A 17,383-nucleotide genomic window follows, 5' to 3' on the forward strand; every position below is an offset into this window, starting at 1 on the left:
GACATGACTCAACTGCTGCGAGTGCAGAACTTCATGGTCTCGAGCGACGGGATCGCTGCCGGCGAGGACCAGAGCCTCGAGAACCCGTTCGGCCTCGACGTCGCGCCCGAGCGGCTGTTCGCCTGGGCCGGTGCCACCGCGAGCTGGCCCAACCGCACCGATCCCGGTGGCAGCCGGGGCCTCGACGACTACTTCACGCGGGACTTCACGCACAACATCGGCGCCGAGATCATGGGCCGCAACAAGTTCGGGCCCCAGCGCGGACCGTGGACCGACCACGAGTGGCAGGGCTGGTGGGGCGACGAGCCGCCGTTCCACACGCCGGTGTTCGTGCTGACCCACCACCCGCGGCCGTCCTTCACGCTGGGCGACACCACGTTCCACTTCGTCGACGGCGATCCGGCCGCGGTGCTCGAGCAGGCTCGGGAGGCCGCGCAGGGCAAGGACGTGCGGCTCGGCGGCGGCGTCACGACGATCCGGGAGTTCCTCGACGCCGACCTCGTCGACACGCTGCACGTGGCGGTCTCGCCGCTGAAGCTCGGGTCGGGACTGCGGCTCTGGGAGTCGCCGGACGAGCTGCTCGACCGGTTCCACCTGGACGTGGTTCCCAGCCCGAGCGGCGTGACGCACCACTTGTTCTGGCGCAGGTAGCTCAGGGGTGCCCGGCCCGGTAGAACATCTCGAACTGGATGCCGTCCGGGTCCTTGAACGTCAGCACCGACCCGTACTCGCGGTGCACCACCGGTGTGAACGTGACGCCGTGCTCCTCGAAGTGCCGCTGCCACCCGTCGAGCTCGGCCGGGTCGTCGACCTTGAACCCCAGGTGGTCGAAGCCGGTGCGCGCCGGGTCGAACCGCTCGCCCCGATTCGCGTCGTGCTGCTGGAACTCGATGATCGTCGCGGTCGGCGGGTGGATGAGCAGGATCGCCCGCCACCCGTCGCCCTGCGCCCGGTCGAGGTCCTTCATGTCGAAGACGTCGCGCCACCACGCGGCGCTGCGTTCCGCGTCGCGGGCGGAGAACGAGATGTGGGAGACCTTCGAGAACGTCGGCATGGCGGTGCCCTTCACTCGGCCCCTATACTCCGGACTGGAGCATTATTTACTCCTGTCAGGAGGATGATGTCAAGGGAGCTCACCACCACCTCGTACGCCGTTCTGGGCTTGCTCGCAATCAAGCCGTGGACTACGTACGAGCTGGCAAAACAGATGGACCGCAGCCTCAAGCACTACTGGCCGCGCGCCGCGAGCCGGATCTACGAGGAGCCGAAACGGCTCGTCGCGCTGGGTCTGGCGGAGGCAACGGCCGGCAGCGTCGGCAAGCGCCCCCGCACGACCTACTCGATCACCGCGCAGGGCCGCGAGATCCTGGCGCGCTGGCTGGCCGAGCCGGGTGCGGGACCGGTGGTGGAGTTCGAGGCGATGCTCAAGGTCTTCTTCGCCGAGCACGCCACCACGGACGACGTCATGGCCAACATCGACGCGATCCGATCGTGGGCGGCGCGCCAGAACGCCGAGAACGTCGCGTTCGCCCGCCTCTACACCGAGCAGGGCGGCCCGTTTCCCGAGCGCCTCGCCGCCATCACGCTCACCGGCAGGTTCATGACCGACCTCGCGGACATGCTGGAACGGTGGGCGCAGTGGGCGGGCGAGGTCGTCGGCGCCTGGCCGGACGACCCCGCCACGGCCCAACCGGACTGGGAGACGCTGCGGGCCATCGCGGGCCGCCGCGTCACGCCGGCCGAGCTGCCCGGCGAGTGAGCAGTGCCCGCGCGACGACCTTCGGGTTGAGCAGCACCGACGGCGCCTCGGCCCGCATCCCGAAGGCGGCCAGCCTGCGGGCGATCCACGGGTCGCTGACCGCGGCGGCGCGGATGGCGCGCTGAAGCGCGTTCGGCGGGGTGGCGAGCGCGTCCTGGCGTCCGATGTCGTCGTACTTGTCGATGAACTGGTGCGCACGGCGGTAGCGGCGCAACGCACGACCGAGGTCACCGCCGTCGCGCAGCGGTCCGGCGGTGGCGTCCGTGAGCCACGCCGCGCTGCGGAACGCCCACCCGCACCCCACGGCCGGCACGGGGTCCGATGCCGTGGCCGCGTCACCGATCAGGGCAAGCCACGGCCGTGGCACGGGATCGCGCCGGACGCACGGGTAGTCGGTGGTGCCGACCAGGTTCGACACCCTGCGGGCGCCGGAGAGGGACGGGCCGCCGGGCAGGCGTGCGACGAACCTGTCGAACGCCGCGAGCCGGTCGTCGGCGAACTCGGCCAGCCGCTCCTTCGCCGGGAAGACGCCCACGAGCGTGAGCCCGTCGTCCACCTGCACGCACACGGCGATGTCGGGATCCAGCTGCCACACCTGGCCGTCACCGGGGCCGGTCATCTCCGCGCCCTCGTAGTAGGCCCAGAACAGGAAGCGCTCGTTCGGCGCGACGTCCTCGGGCACACCGGCGAGGCGCGCGACAGTCGAGTGGTGGCCGTCCGCACCGACGACGAGACGGGCCCGCAACGTCGTTCCGGCGTCCGTGACGACGCCGGACTCGACGAGCCCGGTGACCCGATGTCCCATCAGGAGGTCCACGCCCGGCGTGCCGGCCGCGATCTCCCGCAGCAACGGGTCGAGCTTGCTGCGGCGCAGGCTGATCGCGGGCGGCACACCGTGGCCGGGCGCCGGCGCGATCCACCCGGCGTCCGTCCACACGCCGAGCCCGGTGGTGACGGCCGCGCCTCGGTCGAGCATGGGCTGCCAGAACCCGAGTCTCCGCAGCACCTCGTGCGTGCCGCCGAGGATGAAGTGCCCGCACAGCGTCTTGTGCGCCTGAGGGCTGCGATGCCGTTCCAGCAACGCCACCCGAAGACCCGCGCGCCCGTACTCGGTCGCCGCGGTACAGCCGGCGATGCTCGCTCCCACGATGATCACGTCGTAGTCCATGCTCAGGAGGGTGCGGCCGAGCGCATGCCGCTGACATCCGTGGTGAGTACCCATTCCCTCCGCCGACTACCTACCATCAGCGCGTGGGCACAACCGCGCTGGTGGAGCGTGACCGCGAGAGTGCCGCGCTGGCCTCGTGGTGGGACGAGGCCGCCGCCGGACACGGCCGGCTCGTGCTCGTGGGCGGTGACGCGGGAGCGGGCAAGACGGCGTTGGTCGCCGCGTTCGCGAGTCACGTCACCGGACGTCTGCTGCACGGCACCTGCGAGCCGCTCACGACTCCGGTACCGCTGGGTTCGCTGCGAGACATGGGACTCAGCGGCGACCCGGTCGAGATCAGGCAGCTGTTGCTCGACGAGCTGCGCGACACTCCCACCCTGGTCGTGCTGGACGACGCGCAGTGGGCCGACGAGGGCACGCTCGACCTGCTGCGGTTCCTGGGGCGGCGCATCGAGCGGTGCCCGGCGATGGTCGTCGTGGCCTACCGGGACGACGAGGTCGGCGTCCGCCATCCGTTGCGCGTGATGGCCGGTGATCTGTCAACCGTGCCCGTGGTGCGCAGACTGACCGTGCCGCCGCTCTCGCTCGCCGCGGTCACCGCACTGGCGGAAGGGTCTGGAGTCGATCCCGCCGAACTGCACGACCGCACGGGCGGCAACGCGTTCTTCGTGACAGAGGTGCTGTGCGACGGCGCCGGTGCCGTTCCCGGCACGGTTCGGGACGCGGTGCTGGCCAGGGCGGCCCGGCTGACCCCCGGTGCGCGCGAGGTGCTCGACGCTCTGGCCTGTCTCGGATCCCGGGCCGCGCCGTGGGTGGTGGAGGCGGTGTCGGGCCGTCCGCCTGCCGACCTCGACGAGTGCGCCGATCGAGGCCTGGTGGTCGCCGACCGCGGGCTGGTGTCGTTCCGGCACGAGCTCGCCCGCGTGGCGGTCGAGGAGGCGATCGCACCGGGACGCGCGGCACGGCTGCACCGGCAGGCGCTGACCGTGCTGGCAGGCCGTCCGCAAGGAGAGGTGGAGCCCGCCCGGCTGGCAGACCACGCGTTGCTGGCCCAGGACTGGACCGCGTTGCTCACCCACGCCCGTGCGGCCGCCGAGCAGGCCTCGACGCTGGGCGCGCACAAAGAAGCGGCCGCGCAACTGCGGCGTGCGTTGGACGTGTGTGGAGACAGCGCGCTACGAGCGGAGTTGCTGGAAGGGCTCGGCCGGCAATGTCATCTGGCCGACGACCTGGAAGGCGCGCTGCGCTGGTGGCGGGAGGCCGTCGCGGCGCGGACGGCGATCGGTGACCGGCGCGGCCAGGGCGCGGCGCTGGTGGGTCTCGCGATCACCGCCCTGCACCTCGCGAGGGAGATCCCGCTCGGCGAACGGTCGAGCGATCAGGCCATCCAGGTGCTCAGCGGCCTGCCACCCGGACCCGACTTCGCTCTCGCCTGTGCCGTGCGCGGGAAGTTCGCGGCAATGGGGTTCCGCAACGACGAGGCCATCGCGTGGGGAGAGCGTGCGGCCATCGGTGAGAGTCCGCTCGTGCGCGCGTTGGCCGCCCTGTCGATCGGCATCGGCCGTGCGCAGAACGGGGATCAGCGAGGCCTCGACCTCATCGCGGAGACCGTTCGGCTGGCCTGCGCGGCCGGTGCGTACGACGAGGCCGGGCTCGCCTACTTCTGGGCGCAGCTGATCTGCGTGACGCGTCGCTGGTACGGGCAGGCCGACCGCTGGTACACGGAGGCGATCGCGTTCACCGAAGACCACGGCCAGGAGATCTGGCGCCAGTGGCTGCGCGCGTTCCGGGCACGGGCGCTGCTCGACCAGGGCCGCTGGGACGAGGCCGAGGCGCTCGCCTCCGAGGTGCTGCGGTCGGCTGCCGTGGACGACGGCCGCACGATGATCAGCATGGTGGTGCTGTGCACCCTGCGGGCCCGCCGCGGCGACCCGGACTCGCACGAGCTGCTCACGCGCGTGCAACCGGCCATGGTCGACGCCGAACCCGTGGTCGGGTGGCTGGTCGGTGCGACGCGTGCACTGGCGGAAACCGCTTGGTACGCAGGCGATCTCGCTCAACTGCGCACCATCGTCACCACTGCTCTGCCTGCGGCACAGGAGCAGGGGGAGCCGTGGCACCTGGGCGCGCTCGCCCACCTGCTGGCGCAGACCGGCGCCGGATCGGCGGTGCCGGCCGGAGTGGCTGAGCCGTATCGGTTGCAGCTCAACGGTTTGCCCGAGGAGGCGGCGCTGAGGTGGCGGGAGGTCGGCTGCCCGTACGAGGCAGCGCTCGCCCTGATCGACAGCGGCGACGAAAGGCTCCTGCGCGAAGCTCTCGCCGAGTTCGACCGGCTCGGAGCCCTGCCGATGCGCGACGCCACCGCCAGCCGCCTGCGCCGGCGCGGAGTTCGCGACATCCCGCGGCGGCCGGGCACCACCGGCGCGGACGGCCTCAGCGCGCGGGAACGCGAGGTGCTGACCCTGCTCGCCGACGGGCGGCGCAACACGGAGATCGCCGAGGAGCTGTTCCTGTCCCGCCGGACCGTCGAGCACCACGTCGCCGCCGTGCTGCGCAAACTGCGTGTCCCGGACCGGGCGGAGGCGGCCAGGTACGCCCGGCGCAACGGGGTCTAGCTCCAGAGACCCAGGATCGCGCCCACGAGCGCGAGCCCGACGATGTGATAGCCCGCGCTGATGGCCGCGAAGGTCTTCGGTGCGGGCTTCGTCATGTCGAAGGTGCCGGTCACGAAGATCACCGGAAGCGCGACGCCGATGCCCACGACCAGCCCGAGCAGGATGCCTTTCATGACGTTGCCGGTGCCGGACGCGGCAGCGATCATCGCCGTCGCGAGCGTGGCGGCGAAACAGGTGGCCAGCGGCACGGCGTAGATGCCCACGCCCGCGTTCTCCGGTGGGTTGAGGTCCCAGCCGGCGGACCGCTGCCAGGCCCTGCCGAAGGCGAACTCCGCGTACCACAAGGCACCCAGCGCGAAGTACGCGATCGTGGCCACGATGACGGCTAACCAGTTCAGGTCGCCGAGCACGCTCAAGGTCATGAGGGGTCTCCCGCGATGTCAGGGTGACTTGGCATCGCGGGGTGAACGCGCGCCGTTACTGCCAGAGCGCGAGGATGACGGAGGCCAGCAGCAAGCCGGTGAAGTGGTAGCCGGCGCTGATCGCGACGGTGGTCATCGCGGCCGGTTTGGTCGAGTCGAACATCCCGGTGACCGCCAGGACCGCGGCGGACAGGCCGATGCCGACGACGATCGCGAGCACGATGCCCTCGCCGACGGTGTCCGTGCCGGTGGCCGCGGCGATCATCGCCGTCGCGAGGGTGGCGACGAAGCAGGTGGCGAGCGGGACGACGTAGATGCCGGCACCCGCGCCCTCGGGGGCGTTGCCGTCCCAGCCCATGGCTCTCTGCCAGGCCTTGCCGAAGAGGAACTCGGCGTACCAGAGGCCGCCCAGTCCGAAGTAGACGATGGTGGCGACGATGACGGCGAACCAGTTGAGGTCGCCGAGAACGCTGAAGCTCATGATTCCTCCAGCCCGATGAGGTGCGGGGAATCGTAGATCCAACGGTGAGGGGCCGCTCATCGTGATCCGGTGAGCGGCCCCACCTGTCAGCTCACGGCCTTGAGGGCGTCGATCTCACCCGCGCCGTAGAAGCTGTTGTGCGCCGTTCCGCCCTGGCACGTCTGCGGTTCCCCGCTGTTCTGCGGGAAAGCCGCGTAGATCGACGTGTCCGGGCACGGGAGCGGGTTGGTCGCCTGCTGGAGCTTGGCGGCGGCACCCGCGCCGCCCCGCTGGCTCAGCAGCAGTGCGGCGACACCGGCCACGTGCGGCGCGGCCATCGAGGTGCCCTGCAGGTAGCAGTACTTCGCGCCGTTCTCGATCACCTGCCGCGTGCACGGCCGGTAGCTCGGGTAGGTCGACAGCACACGGCCGTTGGGGGCGGCCGGCGTCAGCTGCAGGATCGCGTCACCGCCGGGCGCGGCGACGTCGGCGGTCGAGATGCCGTAGCTGGAGTAGTACGACTTGAACCGCTTGTTGCCCGTCGCCGTCACGCCGACGACACCGGGAACCTCGACCGGGACGACCGAGCACGCGTTGGTGATCTCCCGCTCCTGCTCGTTGCCGGGCGGGTAGTCGGGGCTGATCACGTCGACGCGCGGGTGCGACAGGTCCGTGCTGTCGTTGCCCTGGGAGGCCACCACCAGCACTCCCTTGGACTGTGCGTACCGGATGGCCCTGCGCTCGGCCTTCCAGATGGCGCGCTGCTCGGCGTCGTTGCGGCAGTTGAACAGCCACGGGTCGGCGAAGTAGCTGTTGTTGGTGACGTTGATGCCCTTCGTGGCGGACCACATGTAGGCGCAGACGACCATCTCCGGGAAGAAGTAGCCGTCGTCGTTGCTCGTCTTCACGCCCGCGAGACGCACGTTCGGCGCGACACCGACGATGCCGGTGCCGTTGGCGGCAGCGGCGATGGTGCCCGCGGTGTGGGTGCCGTGGCCGTTCTGGTCGTTGCCGGGCAGCAGCGGTGCCGGCGCGCCGCTCGAGCAGTCGGCGCTGCGGGCCGCGTCGTAGTTCGGTGCGAGGTCCGGGTGGGTGAAGTCGAGGCCGGTGTCCAGCGTGGCGACGACGACCTGCTTGCTGCCGGGCGTCACCTGGTGCGCCTGCGGCACGTTGATCTGCTGCATGTCCCACTGCAGACCCGACAGCGAGTCGCCCCACGTGGCGGCGGCTGCCACGTCCTCGGCGGCACTGTCCTGCTCCGGTGCGACCCGGACGCCGAGCCCCGTCGTCGCGGCGACGCCCTCGACGTTGCCGTTCTGCTTCAACGCGGAGGCGAAACCACTGTTCGACGACCGGGCGATCACGACGCCGATCTGGCTGTAGTTCGCGACGACGGTGCCGCCGGCGCTCGCGATGGTGTTCGCGGCGTTCGACGACGATGCGCCCTCGTGGTAGAGGACGACGTAGGTGGACTCCGTCGCGGCACCGGCCTGGATCGCCGGGGCGACACACAGAGCCGCCCCGAGACCGGCGGCGGCCAGCAGTGCTCGTGGACGATTCAACAAATGTCTCACCGCTTCCCGTAGTAAGGGTGTTCCTCGGGAAATCGAGCGGATCGGAAATTTGTTACATCACATGCAACGCGCATTCACGAGATTACTGTGGGAATAATTCTGTGAACGTGAAAAGGGCCGCCCACCTGCGGTGAGCGGCCCTTTCTCAATTCAGCTGACTAGCTGCGGACCATCTTGCGCAGCACGTACTGCATGATGCCGCCGTTGCGGTAGTAGTCGGCCTCACCGGGCGTGTCGATGCGGACGACCGCGTCGAACTCGACCTTCGAGCCGTCGGCCTTCGTCGCGGTCACGTGCACCGTCGACGGCGTGGTGCCGTTGTTCAGCTCCGTGATGCCGGCGAAGTCGAACGTCTCGGTGCCGTCCAGGCCCAGCGACGCGGCGTTGTCGCCCGCCGGGAACTGCAGCGGCAGGACGCCCATGCCGATGAGGTTCGAGCGGTGGATGCGCTCGTAGGACTCGGCGATGACGGCGCGGACGCCGAGCAGCGAGGTGCCCTTGGCCGCCCAGTCGCGCGACGAGCCAGAGCCGTACTCCTTGCCCGCCAGGACGACCAGCGGGACGCCGGCCTCCGCGTAGGCCACCGACGCGTCGTAGATCGTCGTCTGCGGGGCGTCGGCCTCCAGGAAGTTGCGGGTGAAGCCGCCCTGGACGTCGTCGAGCAGGAGGTTGCGCAGGCGGATGTTCGCGAACGTGCCGCGGATCATCACCTCGTGGTTGCCGCGGCGGGAGCCGTAGGAGTTGAAGTCCTTGCGCTCCACACCGTGCTCGGTCAGGTACTTGCCCGCGGGCGAGTCGGCCTTGATCGAACCGGCGGGGGAGATGTGGTCCGTGGTGACCGAGTCACCCAGCAGCGCGAGGACGCGGGCACCCGAGATGTCGGTGACCGGCTTCGGCTCCATCTCCATGCCCTCGAAGTACGGGGGCTTGCGCACGTAGGTGGACTGGGGGTCCCACTCGAACGTGTTGCCGGTCGGCGTGGGCAGCGACTGCCAGCGCTCGTCGCCGGAGAACACGTTGGTGTAGCCCTTGGTGAAGCCCTCCGCGGAGATCGAGGTCGAGATGACCTCGGCGATCTCGGCGGGCGACGGCCAGATCTCCGACAGGTAGACCGGCTTGCCCTCGGGGTCGGTGCCGAGCGGCTCGGTGGTGATGTCCTTGTCCATCGAACCGGCCAGCGCGTACGCCACGACGAGCGGCGGCGACGCGAGGTAGTTCATCTTGATGTCCGGGTTGATCCGGCCCTCGAAGTTGCGGTTGCCGGACAGCACCGAGACGACCGCGAGATCGCCTTCCTGCACGCCTGCCGAGATCTCCTCCTGCAGCGGGCCCGAGTTGCCGATGCAGGTGGTGCAGCCGTAGCCGACCAGGTGGAAGCCGAGCTTCTCCAGGTACGGCATGAGGCCCGCGCGCTCGTAGTAGTCCATGACGACCTTCGAGCCCGGCGCCAGGGTCGTCTTGACCCACGGCTTGCGCTCGAGGCCGCGCTCGACGGCCTTCTTCGCGAGCAGGGCGGCGCCCAGCATCACGGACGGGTTCGAGGTGTTGGTGCACGACGTGATCGCGGCGATCGCGACGGCGCCGTGGTCCAGCTCGAACTCGTTGCCGTCGACGGTGACCTTGACCGGGTTGGACACGCGGCCGGTGGCGCCCTCCGCGGCGGACTGGAACACCTTCGGTGCGCCCGAGCCGTTGTCGCCCTCGTGGATGGCGACCGGGTCGCTGGCCGGGAACGTCTCGTCGACCGCCTCGTCCACACCGGACAGCGCCGGGGACTCGGTGTGCGCGACGTAGGCGCCCAGGGCCTGGCGGAACGCCTCCTTGGCGTTGGTCAGCTCGATGCGGTCCTGCGGGCGCTTCGGGCCGGCGATGGACGGGACGACCGTCGCCAGGTCCAGCTCCAGCGTCTCGGAGAACACCGGCTCGCGGGACGGGTCGTGCCAGAGGCCCTGCTCCTTGGCGTAGGCCTCGACGAGCGCGATCTGCTCCTCGGAACGGCCGGTCAGGCGCAGGTAGTCGATGGTCTCGCCGTCGATCGGGAAGATGCCGACCGTGGAGCCGAACTCCGGCGACATGTTGCCGATCGTGGCGCGGTTCGCCAGCGGCACGGCGCTGACGCCCTCGCCGTAGAACTCGACGAACTTGCCGACGACACCCTGCTTGCGCAGCATCTCGGTGATCGTGAGCACGAGGTCGGTCGCGGTGGCGCCGGGAGGCAGCTCACCGGAGAGCTTGAAGCCCACGACGCGCGGGATCAGCATGGAGACCGGCTGGCCGAGCATCGCGGCCTCGGCCTCGATGCCGCCGACGCCCCAGCCCAGCACGCCGATGCCGTTGACCATCGTGGTGTGCGAGTCCGTGCCCACCAGGGTGTCGGGGTACGCCTGGCCGTTGCGGACCATGACGACGCGAGCGAGGTGCTCGATGTTGACCTGGTGCACGATGCCGGTGCCGGGCGGGACGACCTTGAACTCGTCGAACGCCGTCTGGCCCCAGCGCAGGAACTGGTAGCGCTCCCTGTTGCGCTCGTACTCCAGGTCGACGTTCAGCTCGAACGCGTCCGGGCGGCCGAAGATGTCGGCGATGACCGAGTGGTCGATCACGAGCTCGGCGGGCGCGAGCGGGTTCACCTTCTCGGCGTCACCGCCGAGCTGGGTCACGGCCTCGCGCATGGTGGCGAGGTCGACGACGCACGGCACACCGGTGAAGTCCTGCATGACGACACGGGCGGGCGTGAACTGGATCTCGGTGCTGGGCTCGGCGGCCGGGTCCCAGTTGGCGAGCGCGCGCACGTGGTCGGCGGTGATGTTCGCGCCGTCCTCGGTCCGCAGCAGGTTCTCCAGCAGGATCTTCAGGCTGAACGGAAGACGCTCCGCGCCCTCCACGGCGCTCAGCCGGAACACCTCGTACGAGGCGTCACCGACGTTGAGCGTTCCGCGGGCGCCGAAGCTGTCCTTGCTCGCTGGTGCAGTCACGTGCAACTCCATCTGGACAGCGCTGGTCAGTTCTTGGGGAACAGGACGAGTCTTCTACACGCTTGGTGCTCGTGCAGAACCGCCCTCGCGACGTAAACAGTACGCGCGTCCTGTATTCGACTTCAAGGAAGGCTGACCTAAGTCACCGGGCCTCTCCCCGGTCGCGGCCGCGCGGCCGGCGCTGTCACCTCCGCCTGCTGGGCGCGGTTCCCGGTGGTGTTGTGGTGACGATCCTCATCGCACCCAGCTGTTCGGCGGTGAGGTGGCGAGTGCGCCCGCGGTGGACCGGCTGGTGCGCAGCTGGACACCGGGAACGGCGTTGTGGGTGCGGCCGATCTTCTCGACGCGCAGGCCGCTCAGCAGGGCGTCGATGGTGGCGTCGCTCTGCTTCTCCACTCGGAGCGCGGCCTGTTTCCGGCGTCGCGGCCGAGACTTCGCGTCGAGTCGGACGCCTCGACACCGGAGATTCCGTCCACCTCCACAAACACGGTGACATCCTCACGCGCATGATCTGTCCTAATCGGACTACCGAAGGCCTGGTGGTGCCGCAAACCCAACGTACTTTCGGGTGCGGCCGGTGAGTCTCACCCGGCGAACATGAGCACGATTCCGAACGTGGCCAGCATCAGGACCTTCGCGCCTTCGAGCGCGATGTAGGCGAGGTGCGCGCGGGACTTCGGAGGCGTCACTCCGTCGATGATCAGTGCGGACCTGGCCTCGAGCCGCGGCCGCAGCACGACCACCTGGACGGCCAGGGTGACGGCGAGCGCCACGAGCAGAACGGTTGCCGCGAGCGGACGCGGAGCGAGCGCGAACGTGATGGCGGTGGCGGTCGCGAGCACGATCTCGGACGCGTTGAGGGCGCGGAACACGAGCCGGCCGATGCCGAGGCCGAGCGGCAGCGTGATGCCGGGGCGCGGAACTTCAGCGGCGCCTCGACGGCGATCGCGACGACCATGCCGAGCCAGACGCACGCCAAAGCGAGCGGGAGAGGTGTCATGGATGGCTATCTTGACGGGGTGCTCCTCGATCAGGTCTCCAAGCGGTACGGGCGTGGGCCCTGGGTGCTGCGCGACCTCACTTTGGAAGTCTCCGGCCTGGTGGTGCTGACCGGCGCGAACGGCACCGGCAAGTCGACCCTGCTCAAGATCGCCGCCGGGGTGCTGAAGCCGACTTCGGGGCGGGTGGTCCGGCCTGCCTCCGTCGGCTACGTGCCGGAGCGGTTTCCATCGGACGTGAAGATGTCTGCTTCGTCCTATTTGGCGCACATGGGGCGGATCCGGCGTGCGGCGGCCGGCGACGTGTTGGAACGACTGGGGTTCGTGGGGTCGCTGACGGCGCCGATGGCCGAGCTGTCGAAGGGGAACGCGCAGAAGGTCGCGCTGGCGCAGGCGTTTCTGGCTGCCGACCTCCTGGTGCTCGACGAGCCGTGGACCGGGCTCGATCCCGCGGCGTCGGCGGAGCTGGTGTCGTTGCTGGAGGGACGGACGGCCCTGGTGTCCGACCACGAAGGGCACCTCGCGTCGGCCACGCGGGTGGACCTCGCCGGTGGGCACGTGACGATCGAGCTCAGCCGGGTGGTCGGGCTGGAGGCCTTGGAGGCGTTGGAAGGCGTGCGGTCGGTGTTGTCGCGGGGGTCGTCGGCTCGGGTGGTGGTGGCGCCGGACCGGAGCGACCACGTGCTGGCCGAGGCGTTGCGGCTCGGGTGTTCGGTGCGGAGCGTGCGGTGATCTCCCTGGTGCGGTACCTCGCGGCCGACGTCTTCCGCGGGCAGCGTTTCCTGGCGCCGCTGCTGGTGTTCCTCGGCGTGATGGGGATGTTGTTCTCCAGCGACGCCGGGCAGCCGCTGGAGGCCTACGCGGGTTCGTCCGCGTTGCTGTACCCGGTCGCGGCGTGGATGGCCGTGGTCGTGGCGACCTCCGAGGACGTGGTGCGGCGCGGGATCACCGTGGTGTCCGCCGGCGGGTGGTCCCGGGTGCTGACCGCCGCGGCGTTGGTCGCGGTGGCGATCGCGCTGGCGATGGCGTTGCTGGCGGCGGTGTGGCCGGTGGTGACGAACCCGCACCCGTACACGTTCGGCGAGTTCCTGATCGGGCTGGCCGCGCACACGGCCTGTGCGTTGCTCGGCGTCGGGGTGGGGCTGATGTTCGCGCGGCCGGTGTTCGACGCGATCGGACGAACGGTGCTGGCGGTGTTCGCCGTGGTGGTGCTGACGTATCCGCTGGGGCGGGTGACTCCGCTCGGGTGGGTGCTGGATGCTTTGGGGCACAACAGTTTCTCGCTCTCGGTGCTGTGGGCCGCCGTGGTCGGGGCCGCGTTGGTGTCCGGTGCTGTCGTCGTGGGAGTGCGGCGGGCTTGACGCGGGTCAACGTTCTCGGGCCGTTGCAGGTCCTCGTCGACGGCGTTCCGGTGGAGGTGCGCGGGAAGCGGCTGCGATGGTTGCTGCTGCGGCTCGCGATGGAGCCCGGCCGGATCGTGGCCGCCGAGCGGCTGATCGCGGACCTGTGGGCGGACGAGCCGCCTGCCGATGGTCCGGCGGCGTTGCAGTCGTTGGTGTCGCGGTTGCGGCGGACCGTCGGCGCTTCGGTGGTGTCTTCGCACGCGCTCGGGTACCGGCTGGAGGCGTCGACCGACGTCGAGGAGTTCGCGCGGACCCGGTCCGCGGCGTTGTGGCGCGGGGCGGCGTTCGAGGGAGCGCCGTTCGCGGTGGGCGAGGGTGTGCGGCTGGCGTTGTTGCGGAACGACCTGGCCGGGCTGGAGGCGCTGGCCGCCGCGCATCCTTTGCGGGAGGACGTGCAGGCGCGGTTGATGCTGGCCTTGCACGCGGCCGGACGAAGGTCGGACGCGCTGGAGGTTTTCGCGCGGGTCCGTGCATCGCTGGCCGACGAGCTCGGGGTGGGTCCAGGGGAGGCGCTGGCCGCCGCTCATCTGACCGTGTTGCGGGAGCGGTCGGGGCGGGGGAACCTGCCTGCTGCCGTCGGGTCGTTCTTCGGGCGGGACGAGGACCTGGCGCGGTTGTCGTCGTTGTTGCGGGACAACCGGTTGGTGACCCTGACCGGGTTCGGCGGGGTGGGAAAGACCCGGCTGGCGCTGACCTGCGCGGCTTCGGTTCCCGAGGCGTGGTTCGTCGAGCTGGACTCCGCGGCTGAGCCGTTGGCGGCGCTGGACGCGGCGTTGGGACCGAACCCGTTGGCGACGCCGGTGTTCTCGCGGCTCGGATCGTCGTTGGTGGTGCTGGACAACTGCGAGCACGTGGTCTCGTCGGCGGCCGCGCTCTGTGTCGAGCTGCTGGCCTCGGCGCCGGAGGTCCGGGTGCTGGCCACCTCGCGGGAGCCGTTGGGGATTCCCGGGGAGGTCGTGCATCCGGTCTCGCCGTTGGACCTGGACCACGCGGTGCGGTTGTTCACGGCGCGGGTCGGCGTTGCGCTCGATCTTGACGTGCGGCGGGTCTGTGCCGCGCTGGACGGGATTCCGCTGGCTCTGGAGCTGGCCGCGGCTCGGGCCCGGTCGTTGTCGGCCGCGCAGCTCGAGGCTCGGGTGGACAGCCGGTTGCGGTTGCTGGACCGGGGTTCGCGGACGGGTCCCGCCCGGCATCGGACGCTGCGCGCGGTGATCGACTGGAGCTGGGAGCTGCTCGACTCCGCTGAACGGTTGTTGCTGGCGCGGCTGGGTGTTTTCGTCGGCGGGGCCACGGCCGCGGCGGTGCACGCGGTGTGCGGGGCAGGCTTGCGCAGGGGTACCCCCGGGCTGGGAACCCCTGCATCTCAACGTACTCAGGAGCCCCGACAAGATCAGGATCTCTGGGACACCGAGGACCTGCTGGCCGCGTTGGTCGAGAAGTCGCTGGTCGTCAGGTCGGACGAGCGCTACCGGCTGCTGGAGACCGTGCGCGAGTACGCGTTGGAGCAGGGCCAGGCCGATCCCGCCAAGCACGCCGAGTACTACGTGGCGCTGGCCGAGCAGCACGAGCCGTTGCTGCGAGGGCCACGCCAGCTCGAAGCGCTCAAGGTCTTCGACGCCGAACGCGCCAACCTCGACGCCGCCCAGTCGTGGGCCGTCCAGCACGACGCGGAGCTCGCCCGCCGGATGATGGCCGCGCGGACCTGGCACCTGCTGGTGATGACCAAGCGGTTCGAGGAGATCCGCCGCTGGGCGCCGCTCACGCCGGACGATCCGCTGTCGGAGGTGCTGACGTCACTGGGCACGCCCGAGGCTCTCGCGGCGGCCGAGCGGCTGTGGCAGGCGGACGTGCCCACCGCCCTGTGCGCGCTGATGCTCACCAGCGGTCAGGTGTGGGGTGAGGCCGAGCTCGGGAACAGGCTCGCCGCGCTGGCCGACCGGCTGGAGGGCTCGCGGGACGAGTGGATGCGGGCGTTCTCGGCGCTCATCCGGGGCGTCGTGGCGGGCGAGTTCAGCGACGGTTCGGCGCCGCGGGCCGAGGCCGCGTACCGCGAGGCGCTCGACGGGTTCCGGCGGGTGGGCGACCGGTGGGCCATCGTGTTCGGGCTGTCGTGCCTGGTCATGGTGCTGGTCAACCGCGGCGCGTTCGCCGAGGGCTTCGAGGCCGTGTCCGAGGCGCGCAAGGTCGCCGAGGAGCTGGGCGAGCCGGACTCCGTGCTGGTGCCGATGTCGGTGCTGGTGCAGACGGCGCGCTTGAAGATCCGGATCGGTGACCTGCAAGGGGCTCGCGAGGATCTCGGCCTGGTGCGGGCGCCGGAGCTGGGCCTCGACCGGGGGCGTGTGCTGCAGGTCAACGGCGAGATGGCGTACTGGAACGGTGACTTCGCCGAAGCCGTCAGGCTCTACCAGCAGGCGCTCGACGCCACGGAGGACTCGCAGGCGACCCAGTTCCGCGCGACCGTCCACGCCGGACTCGGGCTGGCGCTGACCCGCCTCGGCCGGCTCGGCGCGGCGGGCGAGCACCACGCGGCGGCGCTCGACACCGTCAGCAAGAGCGCGGACGGACCGGCCCGCGCGATGGTGCTGGAGTGGTACGCGGACTGGCTGGTCGCCCAGGGCGACCCCCGTGGCGCGGGGGAGGCCCTGGCCGAGGCGGAACGGCTACGCGGCGGTCCGAGCAGCGACCCGGCGGTGGTGCAGTTGCGTGACCGGGTGCGCGCCGAAGTAGGCGTCGATCGCTGACCTGCCGATCGCCGCGACGTAGCCGTCCGGGCGCACCAGCACAGGCCCGTCGGGGAAGTCCAGCGTCACGAAGTCGGGGCCGCGCAACAGATCGAAGATCCGGCCCTGCTCGGTCTCGCCGTCGGGCATGCGGTCGCCGGGCTGCAGGCCCGGGCCGTCGGAGGTCCGGTACGACAACGAGAGCTGCAGGGTCTCGTCGTCGCGCTTGGCGAACGGGTCGCCGGACGTCATGATCTTCGTCGTCAGGCCCAGCAGCCACTCGGCGACGGGCTTGCGCTCGGACTCGTAGGTGTCGAGCAGCGTTTCCGTCGCGACCTTCCAGCCCAGGTTGTAGGCGTCCTGGATGCCGGTGTTCATGCCCTGCGCTCCGGCGGGGGAGTGCACGTGCGCCGCGTCGCCCGCGAGGAAGACACGGCCGGCGCGGAAGCGGTCGACCATGCGGATGTTGGTGCGGTACAACGACATCCACGTCGCGTCGTGCAGCACGACGTCGTCGAGGCCGGTGCGCTCGCGGACGATCCGCTGGTACAGCTCGAGCGACGGCTCGCCGTCGCCGGCCGCCTGGAACTGGAAGAGGTCCGTGCCGGGCAACGGGCACAGGGCGAGCCACCGGTCGGGGCTGCCGCCCCAGCTGTGCCAGTGCTCGCGGTCCAGCCCGGAGACCCGGACGTCGCCCACGAGCATCCGCAGGTCTTCCCGCGTCTCGCCGACGAACTGCACGCCGAGACGCTTGCGCACGAACGACTTCCCGCCGTCGCAACCCACGAGGTACTTGGCGCGCACGGTCTCGGAGCCGATCACCGCGGTGACGCCGTCGTCGTCCTGGCTGAACGACGTCAGCGCCGTGCCGTACTCGACCGGCTGTGGCAACGCCTCCCGCAGGATCTGCTCGACGCGGAACTGCGGGATGAGCATCGTGCTCGCGTACGGGCGGTCGGTGGTGGGGTGGCGGCCCTCGTGCACATCCCACTCGCGCAACACTTCGCGACCGTTGTAGGCCCGCATCGTCATGTGGAACCGGCCGGACGCCAGAACGGGCTCGATGACGCCCAGGTCGTGGAAGACCTCCATCGACCGCGGCTGCAGGCCCTTGCCGCGTGAGCCGGCGAACGGCGCGGACGAGGCGTCGACGATGCGGAACGGGACGCCGCGGCGGGAGAGGTCGAGGGCGAGGGTGAGGCCGGTCGGCCCGGCGCCGATGATCAGAACCTGAGTGTCCATGGCGCCAACACTCGGCGCGTGAACTGCCACGGCCCTGTCACCGCGCT

At 70.6% G+C, this 17,383-nt stretch carries 15 protein-coding genes; 6 read left to right on the forward strand and 9 right to left on the reverse strand.

Features of this window, described 5'->3' with window-relative positions; genetic code table 11:
- Window positions 1-3: 3 nt before the first annotated feature.
- Complete coding sequence (locus tag ABFX45_RS06195; protein ID WP_112229458.1) at window positions 4-651, forward strand: dihydrofolate reductase family protein; 648 nt, start codon at window positions 4-6, stop codon at window positions 649-651.
- Window position 652: 1 nt separating this feature from the next.
- Here ABFX45_RS06195 and ABFX45_RS06200 read toward each other — a convergent pair whose 3' ends face one another.
- Window positions 653-1,069 carry a VOC family protein gene (locus ABFX45_RS06200; protein WP_109640323.1) on the reverse strand — a complete coding sequence of 139 codons (417 nt, stop codon included), beginning with the start codon at window positions 1,067-1,069 and terminating at the stop codon, window positions 653-655.
- 48 nt (window positions 1,070-1,117) lie between these two features.
- Here ABFX45_RS06200 and ABFX45_RS06205 point away from each other — a divergent pair, with 48 nt between their 5' ends.
- Window positions 1,118-1,759, forward strand: a complete 642-nt coding sequence (locus ABFX45_RS06205; protein ID WP_109640322.1) for a helix-turn-helix transcriptional regulator — start codon at window positions 1,118-1,120, stop codon at window positions 1,757-1,759.
- Here the strand turns inward: ABFX45_RS06205 and ABFX45_RS06210 are convergent.
- Window positions 1,731-2,927 (reverse strand): FAD-dependent oxidoreductase, encoded by a 1,197-nt coding sequence (locus ABFX45_RS06210; RefSeq protein ID WP_346128257.1) that lies wholly within the window; start codon window positions 2,925-2,927, stop codon window positions 1,731-1,733. The two genes, ABFX45_RS06205 and ABFX45_RS06210, sit on opposite strands and share 29 nt — an antisense overlap.
- Window positions 2,928-3,010: 83 nt before the next feature.
- Between ABFX45_RS06210 and ABFX45_RS06215 the strand changes: the two genes are divergently transcribed.
- On the forward strand, window positions 3,011-5,542 hold the full coding sequence (locus ABFX45_RS06215) for an ATP-binding protein (protein ID WP_109640320.1): 2,532 nt from the start codon (window positions 3,011-3,013) through the stop codon (window positions 5,540-5,542).
- On the opposite strand, the gene ABFX45_RS06220 is transcribed toward ABFX45_RS06215, so the two are convergent.
- The 6 genes from ABFX45_RS06220 to ABFX45_RS06245 form a co-directional block, all read right to left on the reverse strand.
- Window positions 5,539-5,964, reverse strand: coding sequence for a DUF1761 domain-containing protein (locus ABFX45_RS06220; protein WP_346128260.1), 426 nt, complete (start codon window positions 5,962-5,964; stop codon window positions 5,539-5,541). The genes ABFX45_RS06215 and ABFX45_RS06220 overlap by 4 nt on opposite strands.
- Before the next feature lie 55 nt (window positions 5,965-6,019).
- Window positions 6,020-6,445: a DUF1761 domain-containing protein gene (locus ABFX45_RS06225; protein WP_170155212.1), complete on the reverse strand. Its 426-nt coding sequence runs from the start codon at window positions 6,443-6,445 to the stop codon at window positions 6,020-6,022.
- Between the two features lie 86 nt (window positions 6,446-6,531).
- Window positions 6,532-7,986 carry a S8 family serine peptidase gene (locus tag ABFX45_RS06230; protein WP_146231779.1) on the reverse strand — a complete coding sequence of 485 codons (1,455 nt, stop codon included), beginning with the start codon at window positions 7,984-7,986 and terminating at the stop codon, window positions 6,532-6,534.
- 170 nt (window positions 7,987-8,156) lie between these two features.
- Window positions 8,157-10,973, reverse strand: a complete 2,817-nt coding sequence (locus ABFX45_RS06235; RefSeq protein WP_109640389.1) for an aconitate hydratase — start codon at window positions 10,971-10,973, stop codon at window positions 8,157-8,159.
- 234 nt (window positions 10,974-11,207) lie between these two features.
- Complete coding sequence (locus ABFX45_RS06240; protein WP_346128263.1) at window positions 11,208-11,369, reverse strand: hypothetical protein; 162 nt, start codon at window positions 11,367-11,369, stop codon at window positions 11,208-11,210.
- A gap of 188 nt (window positions 11,370-11,557) precedes the next feature.
- A complete protein-coding gene (locus tag ABFX45_RS06245; protein ID WP_346128265.1) occupies window positions 11,558-11,947 on the reverse strand; it encodes a hypothetical protein in 390 nt (129 codons plus the stop codon).
- 24 nt (window positions 11,948-11,971) lie between these two features.
- Between ABFX45_RS06245 and ABFX45_RS06250 the strand changes: the two genes are divergently transcribed.
- From ABFX45_RS06250 to ABFX45_RS06260, 3 genes are read left to right on the forward strand one after another with little or no spacing between them, the layout of a single operon-like run.
- A complete protein-coding gene (locus ABFX45_RS06250) occupies window positions 11,972-12,703 on the forward strand; it encodes an ATP-binding cassette domain-containing protein (RefSeq protein ID WP_346128267.1) in 732 nt (243 codons plus the stop codon).
- Complete coding sequence (locus ABFX45_RS06255; protein WP_146231778.1) at window positions 12,700-13,332, forward strand: hypothetical protein; 633 nt, start codon at window positions 12,700-12,702, stop codon at window positions 13,330-13,332. Before ABFX45_RS06250 ends, ABFX45_RS06255 begins: the two co-directional genes overlap by 4 nt.
- The gene (locus ABFX45_RS06260) at window positions 13,329-16,115 is read left to right on the forward strand and encodes an ATP-binding protein (protein ID WP_346128270.1); all 2,787 of its coding nucleotides are present in this window, start codon (window positions 13,329-13,331) and stop codon (window positions 16,113-16,115) included. The genes ABFX45_RS06255 and ABFX45_RS06260 overlap by 4 nt, the downstream gene beginning before the upstream one ends.
- On the opposite strand, the gene ABFX45_RS06265 is transcribed toward ABFX45_RS06260, so the two are convergent.
- Window positions 16,035-17,336: an FAD-dependent monooxygenase gene (locus ABFX45_RS06265; protein WP_346128272.1), complete on the reverse strand. Its 1,302-nt coding sequence runs from the start codon at window positions 17,334-17,336 to the stop codon at window positions 16,035-16,037. The two genes, ABFX45_RS06260 and ABFX45_RS06265, sit on opposite strands and share 81 nt — an antisense overlap.
- Window positions 17,337-17,383: the final 47 nt, after the last annotated feature.

This window comes from Lentzea roselyniae, assembly GCF_039537795.1.
In the GTDB taxonomy this organism is placed as follows: domain Bacteria; phylum Actinomycetota; class Actinomycetes; order Mycobacteriales; family Pseudonocardiaceae; genus Lentzea; species Lentzea atacamensis.